General features: G+C 39.3%; 12 protein-coding genes and 1 tRNA gene. 7 read left to right on the forward strand and 6 right to left on the reverse strand.

Going from position 1 to position 18,266, the window contains the following annotated elements; genetic code table 11:
* Positions 1-15: 15 nt before the first annotated feature.
* Complete coding sequence (locus ACLCDL_RS01250; RefSeq protein ID WP_423146174.1) at positions 16-3,105, reverse strand: SusC/RagA family TonB-linked outer membrane protein; 3,090 nt, start codon at positions 3,103-3,105, stop codon at positions 16-18.
* A 750-nt stretch (positions 3,106-3,855) separates the two neighbouring features.
* Between ACLCDL_RS01250 and ACLCDL_RS01255 the strand changes: the two genes are divergently transcribed.
* From ACLCDL_RS01255 to ACLCDL_RS01270, 4 genes are all read left to right on the forward strand, one after another.
* Complete coding sequence (locus ACLCDL_RS01255) at positions 3,856-4,485, forward strand: RNA polymerase sigma factor (RefSeq protein ID WP_423146176.1); 630 nt, start codon at positions 3,856-3,858, stop codon at positions 4,483-4,485.
* A 47-nt stretch (positions 4,486-4,532) separates the two neighbouring features.
* Positions 4,533-5,546: a FecR family protein gene (locus ACLCDL_RS01260; protein WP_423146177.1), complete on the forward strand. Its 1,014-nt coding sequence runs from the start codon at positions 4,533-4,535 to the stop codon at positions 5,544-5,546.
* Between the two features lie 63 nt (positions 5,547-5,609).
* Positions 5,610-8,921 (forward strand): SusC/RagA family TonB-linked outer membrane protein, encoded by a 3,312-nt coding sequence (locus ACLCDL_RS01265; protein ID WP_423146178.1) that lies wholly within the window; start codon positions 5,610-5,612, stop codon positions 8,919-8,921.
* Between the two features lie 4 nt (positions 8,922-8,925).
* A complete protein-coding gene (locus tag ACLCDL_RS01270) occupies positions 8,926-10,524 on the forward strand; it encodes a SusD/RagB family nutrient-binding outer membrane lipoprotein (RefSeq protein ID WP_423146179.1) in 1,599 nt (532 codons plus the stop codon).
* A gap of 77 nt (positions 10,525-10,601) precedes the next feature.
* On the opposite strand, the gene ACLCDL_RS01275 is transcribed toward ACLCDL_RS01270, so the two are convergent.
* The 5 genes from ACLCDL_RS01275 to ACLCDL_RS01295 all read right to left on the reverse strand — a co-directional run bounded on the left by ACLCDL_RS01275 (position 10,602) and on the right by ACLCDL_RS01295 (position 14,221).
* Entirely contained in the window at positions 10,602-11,972 is a 1,371-nt protein-coding gene (locus ACLCDL_RS01275) for a cellulase family glycosylhydrolase (RefSeq protein WP_423146180.1), read from the reverse strand.
* A gap of 249 nt (positions 11,973-12,221) precedes the next feature.
* Positions 12,222-12,306, reverse strand: a tRNA-Ser gene (locus tag ACLCDL_RS01280).
* A gap of 150 nt (positions 12,307-12,456) precedes the next feature.
* On the reverse strand, positions 12,457-13,263 hold the full coding sequence (locus tag ACLCDL_RS01285; RefSeq protein WP_423146181.1) for an alpha/beta fold hydrolase: 807 nt from the start codon (positions 13,261-13,263) through the stop codon (positions 12,457-12,459).
* 120 nt (positions 13,264-13,383) lie between these two features.
* Positions 13,384-13,893 carry an SRPBCC family protein gene (locus ACLCDL_RS01290; RefSeq protein WP_423146182.1) on the reverse strand — a complete coding sequence of 170 codons (510 nt, stop codon included), beginning with the start codon at positions 13,891-13,893 and terminating at the stop codon, positions 13,384-13,386.
* A complete protein-coding gene (locus tag ACLCDL_RS01295; protein WP_423146183.1) occupies positions 13,853-14,221 on the reverse strand; it encodes an ArsR/SmtB family transcription factor in 369 nt (122 codons plus the stop codon). The genes ACLCDL_RS01290 and ACLCDL_RS01295 overlap by 41 nt, the downstream gene beginning before the upstream one ends.
* A gap of 182 nt (positions 14,222-14,403) precedes the next feature.
* Between ACLCDL_RS01295 and ACLCDL_RS01300 the strand changes: the two genes are divergently transcribed.
* From ACLCDL_RS01300 to ACLCDL_RS01310, 3 genes are read left to right on the forward strand one after another with little or no spacing between them, the layout of a single operon-like run.
* The gene (locus tag ACLCDL_RS01300; protein WP_423146184.1) at positions 14,404-16,131 is read left to right on the forward strand and encodes a carbamoyltransferase family protein; all 1,728 of its coding nucleotides are present in this window, start codon (positions 14,404-14,406) and stop codon (positions 16,129-16,131) included.
* Positions 16,122-17,090 (forward strand): glycosyltransferase family 2 protein, encoded by a 969-nt coding sequence (locus ACLCDL_RS01305; protein WP_423146185.1) that lies wholly within the window; start codon positions 16,122-16,124, stop codon positions 17,088-17,090. The genes ACLCDL_RS01300 and ACLCDL_RS01305 overlap by 10 nt, the downstream gene beginning before the upstream one ends.
* Position 17,091: 1 nt before the next feature.
* Entirely contained in the window at positions 17,092-18,096 is a 1,005-nt protein-coding gene (locus tag ACLCDL_RS01310; RefSeq protein ID WP_423146186.1) for a glycosyltransferase family 9 protein, read from the forward strand.
* Positions 18,097-18,266 lie beyond the last annotated feature (170 nt).

Raw genomic sequence — 18,266 nt, forward strand, 5'->3', positions numbered from 1 at the left:
TTTACCGGACAATCTTTATTTGAGTTTAAAATTAAGATTGAAACCATACGACCTGGCCGAAGGAAGGCTCGTACCTTCTATTCCGTAATAGCGGATATTAGAAGCAAAACTCGCTTCCGGATCAATGTTCTTGCTTTTTCTCATCAACACTGCCAGGTTTCTGCCTACTAAGGATATCTGAACACTGCTGAAAATTTTCAATTTGGAAACTATAGCCGGAGATAATGTATAGCCTAAAGTTGCTTGTCTTAACTTAATAAAGTCTCCGTCTACCACACTTGTGGAAGTAATATTGTTAGCTAAAGCTGTATAGTAAGCTTGTGGATCTGCCTTAACGGTATTGGGTGTGCCGTCGGCATGTACACCAACAGTTACACCGTCTCTGCCCTCAAGCGTCATTTTATTTAAACCCCGGCGGATGGAATAATATTCTGTTGCAGAGAGTATCTTGTTACCATAATTGTAGTCGATAAGAAATGAAAGCCCAAAGCCTTTATAGTTGAATTCGTTATTCCATCCTCCATAGTATTTAGGTAACACGCTTCCCATTTGTATCAAATCGCCTCTTACCGGAAGGCCGGCATCATCCACTATTATTTCTCCCGAAGCACTCCTCTTGTAATCATACGCCAATATTTGAGGACCCGCAGCACCTTTAACAAAGGCCGTTAGCGCATTTCCTAAAACACCCCGGTTAGTACCAAGATTTTGGTTTTTTCCATCGGCATCTGTTTCGAGCACCTTATTTGCAATGGTTGTAAAATTGAAGGTAGACACCCATTTAAAATTCTGGCTTTTTACAGGTGTACCGGCAATCTGAACCTCAAGACCCTTGTTTTGTGTAGATCCTGTTCCAACAAATCCGGATGTTCCGCCTGTATATATGCTGTAAGTAGCCGGCATGATTTCGTTCTTGGTTTTCTTATTGTACCATGCAATATCAAGGTTCAACCTGCTATTTAATGTCCGTAACTCTGTACCTACTTCGAACTCAGTAGTTATAAAAGGCTTCAAAAGAAAATTAGGAAGGTCTGTACTAAAATTACCAACCGGGGTATTACCTAAAGGACTTGATAAGCTATAATATAAAGAAGTTTTGTAAGGATCAGGAAAATCGCCGCTTGTTTGGGCATAAGAAATTCTTAACTTTCCAAAATCAAGCTTCTTGAGATTAGCAAGCTCAGAGAAAATAAAGCTTGCCGAAACAGAAGGTGCAAATACGGTATTGTTATTTTCCGGTAAAGTAGAAAGGGCATCATATCTGCCGGTAGTAGATAGTGTAAGGTACTTTCTAAAGTTGAAGTCTAAGGTATAATAAGCTGACTGCACTTCAGTACGCCAGAAATCATAATTATCATTAGGGTTGGTGTTCGGGCTGCGAACATTGCTTAAAGAGTACTGATACGGGATAAGGAAATAACTACCGGCCACTCTTGTTTTTTCGTATTGATTTTTTCTGATGTTACCTCCTATTGCCGCATCCAAACTAATATCTTTGGTCAGATCCTTTGATATACCGATCAGACCATCCAGATTTAATTCATACTGCTGAGAATTAGCTAAATCCTGAAGGTTACCGTGTTTATCTTCGGTATATGCAGTACCCCAGGGTTCTGCTTTTAAAAGCCTGTCATTAAAGATATCATATCCCACTCTTCCCTGGGCATACAGCCATTTTGTAAAATCGTAGCGTAAAGAGCCCGAAGTTATCCATCTCTTCCTGCTTAAATCATTTACATACTGATTTACCACAAACCATGGATTCGACACGAATTCATCGTCGCTAAACTGTGTTTCGAAGCCTGTAGTATTATCGTATCCGGGAGCGAATATTTGTTGGTTCACATTGGAAGCCAGGAAAAGGAAGTTATTGGCATTCATCGGGCCGTCGCTTAACTGAGGCCTTGCTTTCGATTTTTCATCAATATAATTTACGAAAACATTAGCTTTCAGTTTATCTGTTAGCTTTTGTTCCACATTCAGGTTAGCAGTTTTCCTGCTGATGCCGCTGTTTCTTATAATTGACTCATTATCCAGATTAGACAATGATAGTCTGAACAGGTTTTTGTCTGATCCTCCGTAAAGAGCAAGAGTATTAGTCATTGAACTTCCGGTTCTATAGAAGGTTTCAATGTTATCTTTTACCGCACTATAGGGGTACATTTCACCATTAAAACCAATAACCTGCGACCCATCCAGTTTAGCGCCCCAACTTACCCTGTTTGTATTGCGGGCCTCCAGCGCGTCTCCTGGTTTCTGGCCATTTTGTCCTTGTCCGTACTCATATTGAAAGTCAGTACTGTTAATAGCCTGATCGAACATACTATTCAAATTATACTCCACGCCGATACCACCTCTTTTACCTTTTTTCGTGGTAATAACAATCGCTCCATAGGTAGCTCTTGCTCCATATAAAGCCGAGGCAGCCTGGCCTTTAAGTACAGAAATTGATTCGATATCATCCGGGTTAAGATTTCCTATACCGTCTCCATTGTCAGCACCTCCCCACTCACCTGAACTTCCTCTTTGACTATTATCCATGGGAATGCCATTAATTACATATAAAGGGCCTCCTGTTTGGCTCATACTCGGCAAGCCACGTAACAATACTTTAGAAGTACCGCCCGGACCACTACTTGTTGAGCTTACCTTCAAGCCGGCAACACGGCCCGATAAACCATTTGCAATGTTGTTTTCTCTGGCCTGAGATAAATCGTTTCCGCCTACGGTAGTTACAGCGTAACCTACTTTTCTGGCATTTTTCGAAATGCCCAATGCTGTTACAACTACTTCATTTAATTGTTGTGTGCTTGCGGTTAGTGAAACCCTGATATTGTTTTCATTAGGGCCCACAGTTACCTCGCGGCTTTCATAGCCTACAGACGAGATCTGTAGTGTAACCTTTCCGGAGGGAATTGATAAACGAAACGCTCCGCCTGACTCTGTTTTAGTAATTGCAGAGCCGCCTTTAAGTTTTACTGTTGCAGAAAGAATACCGCTGTTATCTTTGACATCGGTAACCACACCTGAAAGTAAGCGATCTTGTGCTTTTGAGCTGACACAAAAAAACAGCGTCAGCACCAGGATAGAAAGCAGTCTTTTCATAAAGAAATTCTATTTTTTAATAAGTGATTTAGATAATTAATATTCTCAAGCTTTAATCTGAAAGAGCATTATTACCTTTTTAATAATTGGACAGTTTGTTTACATGAAAAATGAGTGAAATACGCTCGTAAAACGGGCGGAGAGTGCAAATTGCAGTCTAAGTCTGTAAAAGAAATTTTCATAAAATTTGGATTAGTAATAATTGGTAATAAGTTTTTAGTAATAATCAGAGCTTCCAGATGGCTATTTATAGAAAGAATCCTCTCCAGGAAAAAAATGCTTACAAGAAATTTATTTTTTTATTTCTTAATTAAGCGGAGGCCTCCGAATATTTCATCTGTAACTTACTATGGGCGTAAAGAGGTAAAGAGATGAAACTTCTATTGGACTAATAAAAGTGCATCTCCATAAGGAGATGGCACTTTTAACCAACTAATTAAATTAAACGCAAGTATCATTTATCATTATATCTTCTATAATTCAAAGGCGAAATAAATTCCAGCCATAACTTTAGTGAAAGGCTTTGGAAAATGTCTCTATAGAAAGAATCCTTATAGAAAAAAAAATGCTTACAAGAAATTTATTTTTTTACTTTTAAAAGAGAGGAAAGGTTTATTACGCAATAAACATTAGCAGCAGAAAGGCAATATAGGTTCCCGGTCTTTACCTGGATTAAAATTTTGACAATTGCTTTTTTAAACTTTGTATTTCGTATAATTTGTATAATTGTAGTCTGACAAGTGGTTGAATGTGAAACCGGAAATTTTAGAACTTTGGAAAAAATTTTGCAGGGAGGATGACACGAAGGCGTTCGAAAGAGTGTATTATGTGCTGTTCAAAAAGCTTATAAAATTTTGCATTTACTACATTGGCCATAAGGAACCGGCAGAAGAAATTGTATCTGAAATTTTTGTTAAATGCTGGAACAACAGAAAAAGCTTAGCGGATATTGAGTCTCCTGAAACCTATTTGCACGTTGCGGTAAAAAACCAATCGATTAAATACAACCAAAAATTCTCTTCCATCCACCTTGTTGACATTGATGACACCGACGATTTTTTACTTGTAGATAAAAATGATCCTGTTAAAAAGTTAGAGACCAAGGAACTTCACCATCAATTAGACATTGCAATTGAAACCCTGCCTCAGCAAGCAAAACTTATTTTCCGGTTAATAAAAGAGAACGGCCTCAAATACAAAGAAGTGGCCGAGATTTTAGATATCTCTCCAAGAACGGTGCAAACTCAGCTTTTTCGGGCTATAGCAAAATTGAGAGTAGTGCTTCACTCCGACTATAAAAAAAAGGGTGATTTCCCAAAAGACAAGCTACTGGGGCTTATAATAATATTTCTGGGAAAAATATATTTTTACACACTGTAAGCAATATTCGCAAAAGAAGGATTGTTTTATAATATAAAGAACCGCTTATGCCAGAATCTGAAAAGTGTTTTACCGAGTTAATGTCTAAAAAATTAGCAGGGGAAATCAATTCAGATGAGTTACGGAAGTTTGAAGCCCTTTTGCATAGCAATGCTTCATACAGAGAAGAATATCGTTTACTGCAAAATTATTGGCAGGAGTCTGACATCCCATATGAAAATATGGACACTATTTTTGAAAGGATTAAAAGAAAGACTGATATTGGAATTTACGAAGAAAAAACGATTTCGGGCAGAAAAAATAGTTTAAGCCTAAATTGGAAGTGGAAAGCAGCAGCGGCTGTTTTGTTGCTCTTCCTTTCGGCGATAGTATTCCAAAAGCTATTCTTAGAAACATCTGAAAGTGAAAATACGCTGTCGTGGAAGAAGCTTGCGACGCCAAGCAGCACTATATCAAAAGTAAAACTTTCAGACGGAACGGTTATAACATTAAATTCAGAGTCTGAACTTAAATATCCCCAAAATTTCTCAGGCAATACCAGGGAAGTATATTTGTCGGGCGAAGCCTTTTTTGATGTAGCTAAAGACAAAGTACACCCATTCATTGTTCATAGTGATCAATTCAAAGTAAAAGTATTAGGAACAAAATTTAACATAAAGTCATATCCGGGAGAAATCAGAAAAGAAGCTACACTGATAAACGGTAAAATAGAGTTGACTACAGCCGGGGCATCAGGTAAATCAGTATTTTTAGAACCGAAGGATAAAATTGTTATCGAAGATTCGAAGATTTCCCTTACGAAAACAGACAATTCTGTCTCTATAGCTGAGATAGCCTGGTTAGAGAACAGGCTTGAGTTTAAAAATCAGAGCTTTGAATTATTAGCAAATAGCATTTCGCGAAAGTTTGGAGTCAAAATTATTTTCAAAGATCAGGCGAAGCGGTTCCGAAAATATACAGGGAACTTTAAGGATGAAACATTGAACGAATTGCTGTTCGCTTTACAAACGGTCAACCCTTTTCAATATAAAATACAAGAAGGCATAGTATATATTTATTAACTACCTTAGACAAGGAGCTTGTACTTGCCAGAGAGGATAAATGGGCATAATGATTTACATTTGATGAGGTTTATTTGGCTATTAATATGCCCGGTATTACTACTTTGTTGCTCGGTTGTACTTGGCCAGACAAAAATTACCCATAAATTTAATAATGCAGATTTTGAAAGCGTTATTAATATTATAACAAAGAACAGCTCATATCGCTTTCTTTATGATCCTAACGACCTCCCTTCAAAAAGAGTTACTGATACCCTTGTTGATAAAGATGTACTAAGTTGGCTTGGCGAGTTCTTTCACAACACCAATCATAAATACACTTTGCTTGAAGACAATCTTATTGTAATCAGCAGAAAAAAAAATCATTCGCAGACAAATCTTATTACCGGAACCGTAAATGATATTAAAGGAAATCCCGTTTCATCAGCGAATATAAAAGCGAAACACAGTAACAATAACGCTGCCTCAAATCCGAATGGGACTTTCAGTATCGCTATTGAGCCGCAAAATGACACTTTACATTTTTCTCATATAGGATTTAAGGATAAAGAAGTACCTGTAAGCAAAACAGGTAAAATTAATGTAGTGCTTGAACCGAAAACTGTAGTTCTGGACGAGGCTATTATTACAGCTTTAAATATTACTAAAGAAGAAAGAAAAGTAGGCTATTCTGTATCTACAATACGAGGCGAAGAAATTAGTAAAGGAAAGGAGTCGAACTTTATACTGGGATTGCAGGGCCGGGTAGCAGGATTAAACATAAGCGGCACAAACGGTGGCCCTTCATCCTCTGCAGGAATACTATTGCGAGGTGCGGCAAGTATGAACGCAGGCTCCCCCTTATTTATATTAAATGGAATTCCTATTGACAATGTTAGCAGAAGCGGAGTTACGGAATATGGAGGGATAGATTACGGAGACGGTATCAGTAATATAAACGCTGACGAAATAGAAACCATTACGATTTTAAAAGGAGCCGCCGCCTCGGCAATGTATGGTGCCCGGGCAGCTAATGGGGTTATAAACATTAAAACTAAAACCGGACAAAAAAACTCTTCATTTATAGAGTTCAATTCCAACATAACCTTTGATCAGGCAGTTAACAACACTCATTTTCAATACATTTACGGACAAGGAATGCAAAACAAAAGACCCCAGTCGCGTGAAAGTGCGATTGCCTCGTCTTTGCTAAGCTGGGGCGAACAACTTGACGGAAAGCCTACTATTCAACTTGATGGAAAACTTTATCCCTATGCAGCTGTAAAAGATAATCCTGAACGTTTTTACAGAGTTGCCACAGGCACTTCACACACTATTTTTGCGGGCGGATCAAACGAACGAGCAGGCTTCTGGTTGTCGGCATCTATAGCTGACCGGCAGGCAATCATTAAAAATAGTGCTTTAAGCCAAAAGAATTTTGCCATAAACTCCTATTACCAAATAACACAAAGATTAAGAGCTGAAATAAATGGCACCTACATTAATAAGTTTGAAAAAAACAGATCATACTTAAGCGACGCCCCTCTCAATCCTAACTATGCCATAACTTCGCTTGCAACAAGCTTAAACCAAAAAGCCCTGGCTCCCGGGTATGATCCTATAACTGGAAATGAAATCACGTGGAGTGACGATGAATATAAAACAAACCCCTATTTTTTAATTAATAAACAATCCGATAAAAACAGCAGGAACAGGTTTATATCATCAGCAACTATAAAATACGATTTCAATAAAAACAGTTATTTACAGGGGAGATTAGGTGAAGATATCAGCATTGACGACCAGTTGTCGGTAATACCAACAGGAACTGCGTTTTCTATTAACAAACAAGGAGGACTTAACAGGCTGAATAAATTGAAGTCTTCCGAAATTAACGCCGAACTTCTGTTACACATCGATAAAAATATAAACCAATTTTTATCAGCCAATTTCATTGGCGGTGCCGCTTATAGAAAAAGAAACAACGAATTATCTGGATACTATGGCACACAATTTAATATACCTTATCTTTATGTGCCTTCTAATCTCAAAAGTATAGGTATCAATTATAGTTTAAATGAGTTAATTACTCAATCCCTATTTTCCTCTATCGACCTCAATGTAAAAAACTTCCTCTACTTCTCCGGTACGGGCAGGTATGACGTTTATTCAACCCTTCCTGAAGGCACCAGAGGTATTTTTGTTCCGGGATTTTCCGGAAGCCTGTTATTTTCAGATATTCTGAAGGTACCGGCACTTGATTATGGAAAATTCAGAATAAGTTATGCAAAAGCAAGCGGAGAACCAACACAGCCCTATACAACACAAACCTATTACAGCGCTGGCCCGTCGGTTAACAATATCCCCACAGGAGATTTTTCACGTGGGCTCCCCAATACAACGTTAAAACCATACTCATTAAAAGAGCTGGAATTTGGTTTGAACCTGAAGATTTTTAAGCAAAGGCTCGACATTGATTTCACCTACTTTCGTAGAAAAACAGACCACGAGATATTAAGTGCTGAACAATCTGTCACCAGTGGCTTTACCTCCGCTTTTGTAAACCTGGGTGAAACTTTTAATTCGGGACAGGAAATTTTAATCAAAGGATTTTTGATTAAAAGCAGGAATCATAGTTGGGAAACAACCATCAATACAAGTTTTATTAAAAACAGGCTGGTTTCAATAGATGGTACAAGCCGATATATCAGAACGGGCACCTACAGGCCTTTAAATGCCTTTACAGCAATGGTGGTAGGTAAACCTATTAAGCAAATAATGGCTTATGACTATAAGCGGGATGACAACGGAACTATTATTATAGGTAGTGACGGAATTCCTGTACGGGGAGAACTAAAACCCATGGGAAGCACCTTACCTCGTTTATTCGGAGGGGTGTCAAGTACCTATTCGTATAAAAATGCAAGTATTTCTTTCCTGACAGATTTCAAGTTTGGAAATAAAGTACTGTCAGCTACCGAACATTATTCTTATGTACGCGGCCTGAACACGGCAACAATAAGCGGAAGAGAAACCGGAATTATTGCAAAGGGCATTCTTGAAAACGGAAGCACTAACAATATATTGGTACCCGCATATACTTACTACCCACAACTGGCTAATAATATTTCTGCAATTTCTGTTTTAAACGGAAGTTTCATAAAACTGCGACAAATCACTCTCAGCTATACTTTCGATAAAAATACCGGGAGAAATTTTCCCGGTAAAAGGATTTCGCTGGATCTGTATGCAAGAAATGTGGCAACTTTATTAAAGTACACTCAAAATATTGACCCTGAATCGCAGTTCTCTTCAAGCCTGGATTACGCCGGTATTGAAGGTGGATCGCTGCCGGCTGTCAGAACATTTGGATTACGAGTAACCTACAAATTATAACATCTTGAAAATAATACTTTTTGCCTTCGCAGGATTGTTTCTATTCCTTGCCAGCTGTTCAAAAGAACAGCTGAATAAGATAAATACAGACCCGACCAAATCGAGTGCAGAGAACTTTAACCCCGACTATTTATTAGCAACAGCCCAGTTAAGATCGGGGAATATCGGATACAACCAGCTTCTATATGCCGCCCCAATGATGCAGATTCTGGCCTCTACCTATTTCTATTATAATAACGGCGATAAGTACGTAAACACCGCCAATTTTACTGCTTATCAAGGAGCACTCTTTGAGTCAAGCTATTCTGAAGTTTCAACGATAAGAGAGATGCAAAGACTGGCAAAGGAAAAAGACTCTGTAGCCTATTCCAATTTAATTAACATCGGCAATATCATGTTTGTGCTTATTATGCAAAGGGCTACAGATATTTATGGTGACATTCCCTACTTTCAGGCTGCCAAGGCAAAAGAAGGAATAAAATATCCAGTATACGACCGGCAGGAGAACATTTACCCGGCCATGCTGAAAGATTTAGATGCGGCAATAAATGGACTTGATGATACACGTCCTAAACCTATTGCCGACCTGTATTATAATGGTGATCTTGCTAAATGGCGAAAGTTTGGCCGATCCCTGATGGTGCGGATCGCCATGCGGCTGGTGAAAGTAAATCCGGATCTGGCAAGAACATGGGTAGAGAAAGCTGCTTCTGAAGGAACTTTTACAAACCTTAACGACGATGCAATTTTGCCTACAGATGCAACATCATTCAATGGCCGTAACAGTATAGCCATTGCCATGAGAACAACATCCGATTATAGAGAAGTGCGGTGGAGTAAAACTTTTATTGATTTTTTAAGAAATAACGATGATCCGCGGCTGGGTGTAATTGCTGAGATTCCTCCCCCCGGGCTGTCGAACAATTCCGACCAGACGCTTACAGGTGATACAGATCCTGATATCCAGGAAGGTTTACCTAACGGACAGGATTTATTGGGTGGTGCAACCGACGTTAGAAATCATAAAGATTATCCCGGTGCCTCCGGAACCGGTGCAGACGCTGCTCCCTTAGGAAATTATTCCAGACCCCGAACATCGCTATATCTTAAACTGGATGCGCCCGTTTTTATCTTAACATTTGCAGGAACCGAATTACTGCTGGCTGAAGCCAAAATAAGAGGGTGGAATATTCCCGGTTCGGCCGCAAATCATTATTCAAACGGCGTTTCCGCAGCCTTGCAAAGCCTTTCTCAATTAGATGCTGCGGCAACCATCACCCCCGAAGTGATCACCTCCTATGTAAAAACACATCCACTGAATGAATCTGATCCTGAAAGAGCAATTGAAATGATAAACGAGCAGTACTGGGCCACCACCGGAAGTACTTTTGATTTTATTGAAGCGTGGTTGAATTGGAAAAGGTCCGGTTATCCCAGACTTACTCCGGTAAATTATCCCGGCAACTCCACCAATGGCACTATTCCCAGAAGATTTCCATACTTGTCAACAGAAGTTTTAAACAACCCGGATAATTATAAGTCGGCAGTATCCAGATTAACAGGAGGAGATCAGCTAACTTCAAGAGTCTGGTGGGACAGATAAAATTGATAACTACCAAAAGTATAGGGAAGTCACACCATTAGCAGTCTATTGAAATTAAAATTATTCTTTACCAGAAGTTATTTATCATTCCGCGTTAACTGCAAGGCAACATCGGTAGTATAACGAGGAGTAGTTAAGACCAAACTTCCTCCAGAATGTTTAATTGTCTTAATATCATCAAATCTCTTCCCTGTAGCAGGATTTGTCCATTCAACCGAATAACTTCCTTTGGGAACATCAAGCTCAATTTTATCTGTAAAGTCTTTAACAATTGCTTTGTATCCCCAAATGGGATCATTTCCTTTTGCTATACTGTGATGCAGATAAACTCCATACTGTTTCCCTTCATCACATAAAACTCTTATAAAACCGCTATCTGGTATAGATTTTATAAACTCCGGGCCTGGTTTCATTTCAACATAATTTATTTTGGACATAAACTTTTGCAAATGACTTAATTGCTTGCGAATAGTTGACGCCCCCGTTGTTCCTTCCGGCTTTTCCGGTGTATATTCCCAGCTTAAATTATTATAACTTCCTCCACCGCGTAACATGTAATCCCAGGCTTCTACCCGAACATCCTCTGCGGTCGCATCAACCATAGATCCCATAGTTTCATCCATACTTATTACCTTATCAAGGCTATAAAGCCATCTAAAGTCGGGCATATGAGGAATTTTAACATAATGATAATTAGCAACAGAAACAGCAGGGTTATCGACCACTGCCTGGTTTGACGCAATAAGATGTTTTTTAGGCAAACCTGATTCTACCTTAACAATAAAATCAATCATATGATTATGCCACTCATCTACTGCGGCGGAATCTTTTACTTCGTTATACGGCTCGTTGCAGATTTCATAATAAAGATTATCAAAAGAGTTAAGTTCTTCTACCAGCTTTTTTGCAAGTAGCTCTTGCCTCGACACCAACTCTTTATTCTTCATTGTTTGAAAAAGCAAAAAGCTTTTTTCTCCCGAAGGCCCTTCGTCTTGTATGTTATTTTTAGGGTATAGCGGAGAGTACGTCCATTGTTCATCTGTATAGTTATTGCCGAATAAGGTAAGTTCGACAAAGATGCCCCTCGAAGCTGCCTGCTTAATAAAATCCTTTAAGCGGCTAAAGTAGTTCGCGTTCCATTCGTTCAAATCGAATTTATTTCCACCACCTGCATACCCGCTAACGGAACTCCTTGCCCAGGGAGTTATAACCTTGCCTGGCTTTGGGGCCAAAGTATTACCATACCCCATCCATTTTATATCCTGTTCCCGTTCAATAACACTGCCTGAAAAAACACGGGTATTATTCATTCCCTCTTGCTGTAAGGCATCAAGGTATTTTAAATAGTCAAAATCGGTATTTACTACAGCACCGTAATGTTCCCCGCTGGTAATTAGAATCAGAGACTTATTTTGATACTCGAAATAATGAGGATTAACTTTACTCAAGGAAAGTGGTTTTTGGGCATTCGCAAGAGTTATCACGCAAATAGAAAAAGCAAAAATTAATGAAAAGATTCTGAAAAGGTTTAACATTGAATTTATAACTATGAGTAATATGAATTATTAAGCGGATATGTTTAGCAAAGATAAGGGATAAATCAGAGGTAGAGTAATCTATAGCATAGATCACTTATGTATTGATGTAAAACAAAACCCGCTAAAACATTGCCTTAGCGGGTTTCTGTATTACATTCGCGGAGAGAGAGGGATTCGAACCCCCGGACCTTTAACAGTCAACGGTTTTCAAGACCGCCGCAATCGACCACTCTGCCATCTCTCCGGGGGCAAAAGTACAAACTTGGCATTAATCTCCAAATAGCATTAAGAAAAAAAACAGAAAAGAAATCTAACTAACTAAAAACAAGAAAGTTATTTTGTAAATATCTGCGTACTGGGCTAATAGGCAGTCAACAGATTCAGTAAAATAAAACTATTTCTCCTCAAGGAATTGCCTAATCAATAAGACTGCCGCACGATATGGTTCATTCCCATGTTTAAGGGTAGTTATTTCCCCTATATAATCGCCGTGTCCTCCGGGTAGTATCATTAAGCTCGAATTGGATATAAGCCGGCTCATTTCTACAGCATGTTCTGGAGTAGTTACGTCTTTATCTCCAGCAACAATTAATGTTCTTGCTTTTATAGATGCAATTACACTATCAGGAATATCTTTAAATGCAAGCATCCTGGAACGATCCCTGTTAAACATACTGAGCAAATCTTCTTGGTTGGGATTAATAGCCAGATAAGCATCCTTAAATTCCCGGGGCATTTCGTTAAATGTAGCCTTTTTCATAAACTCCCAAAAAGAAGGCGGGACACCGGCTTTTTTGAACATGGCAGATGCCACAATTAATTTATCTACCAGCTGTGGGTGGCGTATAGCAATCTGCAGAGCCGTAGTTCCGCCGTTGCTGAAGCCAAATATATCAGCTTGTGCAATGTTAAGGTTTTTTAAAAGAGCCGCTACATCGTCGGCGTCCTGTTCAAAACTGGAGGGCTTGTCTCTGTCAGCTGTGTGCCCGTGTGCTTGTAATTCTACGGCTATCACCTTGTGATTTTCAGCAAAAGTGCCTAATACTTTGCCGAACGTAGTTTGGATAGTAGATCCGCCTCCATGAATCAGTACCAGAGGCTTTCCACTTCCGTAAATTTCGTAGTACATCTTCAGCCCGTTCACTTCAGAATAGCCCTTTGTAAAAGGTATTGAGCTATTCCTGTTTTCTTGTGTTTTCATCGTTTTTGTTTGTTTTGTAAGTTTTTCCTGATTTTGAATTTGGGCAAAACAGAGGGAAGTAACGAGCACACAGCTCATGAATGTCCCCGCGAACACTGAAAGTTCTTTCATGGCAATGGATTAATTATTATTCCCCAGCATCGAATCAAGCTTTTCGAGCATATTTATCCAGCTTGGACGTGCTCCGGTACGATCAGCTAATTTCTCCGAAACGGTTTGATGAAGTGAAAGATGTGTTTTTCTATCTATTTCCGTAAAGTTTATTGTTACAAGGGTTCTTGCCGGCCACTGCTCATCTTTACCAGCATCTGGCGAACTGACATCATTACCCTCCCTGTCGGTCATTTCCATAGTAAAAACGAGCCTTTCAGGATAAGTAACCTCCAGATAAGTTCCTTTACACCAGCATTCTCCATGAACAGGATCGTGAATGCACGAGTGATAAGTGCCTCCTGTCCGCACATCAATTTCCTGGTATTCAATCCGGCAGTCGCCGGGTGCAAACCATTTTAATAATTGCTCAAGGTCTGTCCAGGCATTAAATACCATTTCACGACTGGCATTAAAAACATGGGTAAGATAAACTTCCTTATCCCTGTTTGTTTGACTTTGTGTTTTCTGTGGATCCATAGTCTGAAGTTTTATTTTGCATATTTTGTAAATGATCTTCCAATGCAGCGAACCTTGCAGTCCAGATTTTTTTATACTCTTCAACCCAATCCGCCACTTCGTTCAGCTTGTCGAGCCGGGCATTACAGAATCGCTCACGTCCTTTTTGGGTAATTGCAACAAGGCCGCACTCTTCCAGTATCTGCATGTGTTTTGAAATCGCCTGCCTGCTTATTGAAAATGTATCGGCAACAGCATTTAAATTAAGTGGCTGGCGGGCAAGTCGTTGAATTATTTCTCGCCTTGTAGGGTCGGCTATTGCCTGAAAAACGTCTCTTCTGGTAATCATATGCAACTATATAATTGCAAATATAATACGCAATTAAATAATTGCATAAACTTTTTTTAATAAATTTTTCTCCTGATGCATAACCTTCTAATCCTTCTGTATATCTTAAAAAAACACTTTATTTCTTCTCATAAAAACTTTTTATCCCTTAATTCTTTTTTAGGAGAAACTATTTATTATTCATGTACACGGTTGGCATAAATGCTGTTTTTCATGATTCTTCTGCCTGTTTACTTAAAGACGGCCGGTTACTTGCCGCAGTTGAGGAAGAACGCTTAACGCATATAAAACACGGAAAACGGCCTGTACCTTTCTCTACCTGGGAACTACCTTTTCATTCCATTGATTATTGCCTGTCGGTAGCAGGCATTCATTTAAACGACATTGACCACATTGCATATTCATTCGATCCTTTTTTGCTATTGGATGAGAAATACATGCAGGCCCCTGTTATAAATATTCCATTGTTTCAAGGCACTGTTCCTTCAGCTGCCGAATGGCTTAACCCCTGGGACCCGCTATTTCTGTCTTATATAATAAATGCTCCAAGACAATTAACAGACGGTTATCCCCATCACCTGCAAAAAAGATTTAAGGGGGCTAAACCGTTAAAGGCAGAATGGCATTTTGTAGAACATCATATAAGTCATGCTGCAAGTGCCTTCCACCCCTCTCCCTTCAAAAACGCGGCAGTTCTTACTTTAGATGGACGCGGAGAAAAGGCTACAACAACTTACAACATTGGCACCGCTAACGATCTGGTAAGAATCGGAGAAGTAGATCTGCCCCATTCCCTCGGCTTACTTTATGAACAATTAACCTCCTACCTGGGATTTCTGCATTCGTCTGATGAATATAAGGTGATGGCTTTAGCATCTTACGGGAAGCCGGAATTTATAAAAGATTTCAGGGAGATCATACAAATTCAGCAAAACGGGCAATACACGATACAAAATGAATGTTTTGAAGAACGCTTTGGGCCTGCCCGCTTAAGGCATGAAGAATTTACCCAACATCATTTCAATATCGCCCATTCCCTGCAGGTAGTTCTTGAAGAACGTGTTTTAGAACTTGTTGATTGGCTACAGAAAGAAACCAGGGAAGAAAACTTATGCATGGCCGGAGGTGTAGCGCTGAACTGCGTACTAAACGCAAGAATACGAGACAAAGGCCCTTTTAAAAACATCTGGGTACAACCTGCTTCAGGCGATGCCGGAACCGCATTGGGTGCCGCAATATGGATTGATGCAAAGGAACGAAAAAGCACAGGCAAAAGTTTTCAAATGACTCATGCTTACTGGGGCCCTGAATACGACGACCAGGCGATTGAAAAATTTTTAAAGTGGGCAAAAGTTCCATACAAAAAGTTAGAGAACATTGCAGAAGAAACTGCCGAAATACTTTCGAAAGATAAAATCATCGGATGGTACCAGGGAAGAATGGAGTTTGGCCCCCGCGCCTTAGGCAGCCGCTCTATACTGGCTTCGCCTGTTAACCCCAATATGCAGGCATGGCTCAACGAGGTTAAGGATCGTGAAGATTTCAGGCCGGTAGCTCCGGTGGTATTGGAAGAGGATGCTGCAGAATGGTTTGAAAATGCAGATTATTCTCCATTTATGCTATTTGTAAATAATGTTAAGCTGGAAAAGGCAGATCGAATTCCCGCTGTCAGGCATGTGGATGGCACCGCCAGAATCCAGACAATAAACCAAAAGCAGCACCCGCTCTACTACAATCTTTTAAAAGCATTTAAAGCCAAAACAGGTGTCCCCGTGCTGGTTAATACATCTTTTAATACACTTGGTAAACCTATTGTTTGTACTCCCAGGGATGCCATTGAATGTTTCTGGACCTCTCCTTTTGACGCTTTAATAATAGGTTCTTATTTAATAGAGAAAGAATGGGAGTGAAAATCTCTGTTGTAATTCCTACGTATCGACGGCCGGACTTGTTAGTTAGATGCCTGAACGCGTTATTTGAGCAAAATTTCAATGATTCGTATTGCGAAATTGTTGTAATAAGCGACGGACCGGATGATACGACCGAAAAAGCATTAAAAAAACTTAAAAAGCCTGCTAACTTATCCTTCAAATACTTATCAACTCCTAAAAAAAAGGGACCTGCAGCGGCAAGAAACCTGGGTTGGTTAGAAGCGAAAGGTTCTCTGATCGCCTTTACAGATGACGACTGCATTCCGGATAAAAACTGGTTGTATAACATCTGTAATTCATACCTTGGCGAAGAAGAAATTGTTTATACAGGATATGTTAAAGTCCCTCTTCCGGATAAACCTACGGACTATGAACTAAACATTTACAATCTTGAAACCGCTGAATTTGTTACCGCTAATTGTGTTTGTACAAAAAAAGCCTTATTAAAAGTTGGAGGATTTGATGAACGTTTTCAGATAGCATGGCGTGAAGACAGCGACCTGCATTTCAAATTTCTCAAACAAGGTATATCTATTAAGAAAATTGATGCTACAGTTGTGCATCCGGTTAGAAAAGCACACTGGGGAATTAGCATTAAGGAACAGAAAAAAGGAATATTTAATGCTTTGCTATACAAAAAATACCCCGACCTGTATCGCAAGCGAATCAAGCCCTATCCTTCTTGGAATTATTACTGTATCATTATTTGCACCTTCGCAATAGCTATCGGAATCTTAAACAATATTTTGTGGTTGTTTTTCTGGGGGTTATGTATCTGGCTATTACTTATTACAAAATTCATAAACAAAAGGCTCTCAGCAACTACACATTCATTTACGCACGTTCTTGAAATAATCGTTACATCGGTTTTTATTCCTTTTTTCTCGGTTTACTGGCAATTGTATGGTGCTGTAAAGTACCGAGTATTATTTATATAAAATGAAATTACAAGCAAGCGAAACAAAAAAAATAGCAGTTTTCAGGGCATTGCAGTTGGGTGATATGCTTTGTACAATACCAGCCATCAGAGCTTTAAGAAAGGCATATCCCGACGCACAAATTACCCTGATTGGACTACCCTGGGCACAAGCGCTGGTAGAAAGACTTACAGCGTACTTTGACAATTTTATTCCCTTTGCCGGATTTCCCGGACTACCCGAACAGCCTTTTAACGCAAAGAATTTCGCCGATTTTTTAGCAAAAGTACAGTCAGAGAATTTTGATTTAGTCCTCCAGATGCAGGGAAACGGCTCTATCGTAAATCCTTTGGCAGAATTATTTGGTGCTGCTCATACTGCCGGCTTTTTTAAAAGGGATCATTATTATCCTGATAACAATCTCTTTATGGAGTATCCGGATTACGGCCACGAGATAGAACGCCACATTCAACTGATGGAATTTCTGGGTATTCCTTCAAAGGGGACCAACCTGGAGTTCCCTTTGTATGAAAAAGATTATACTGATTTTGAAGATGCAGGTTTGAATCTCCGGGCAGGAAACTATGTCTGTATTCATCCCGGATCACGCGGCACTTCCAGGCGCTGGCCTACTGCTTATTTTGCACAACTTGCTGATGCGGTAGCTGAAAAAGGACTAATGGTTGTAATTACAGGAACAAAAGATGAGCTGGATATTGTAAATGATGTAAAAAATCAAATGAACAATAAACCCATAATTGCAGCAGGAAAAACAAGTATAGGTGCTGTTGCCGTTTTAATAAAAAACTCCTTTGGACTTATTTCAAATTGTACAGGTGTCTCTCATATTGCTTCGGCTTTAGGAAAACGAAGTATTGTAATAAGTATGGACGGCGAACCGGAACGGTGGGCACCTTTAAACAGGCAGGTACATTCGGTTACAGACTGGACAACAACTCCTGATTTTGAACTTGTATTGCATAAAACCCTAACAATGCTGAAAGAATTACATGATCAGGAATATTAACATTATACTACCTTAAAACACTTTTAACACGAAAGGTAATACCTCGCTGCCTGTTGGGACCTACATATGCAATTGTCAGGAAAATGCCAATGTGATTAAGATCAGAATTAATCCTCATATAAAATATATCGTTTTTTAACCGGCTTTTATCTAAATTTAGTAAGCTTGTA

The sequence above is a fragment of the Rubrilithobacter danxiaensis genome, assembly GCF_047272945.1.
Classification (GTDB): Bacteria; Bacteroidota; Bacteroidia; order Sphingobacteriales; family Sphingobacteriaceae; genus Rubrolithibacter; species Rubrolithibacter danxiaensis.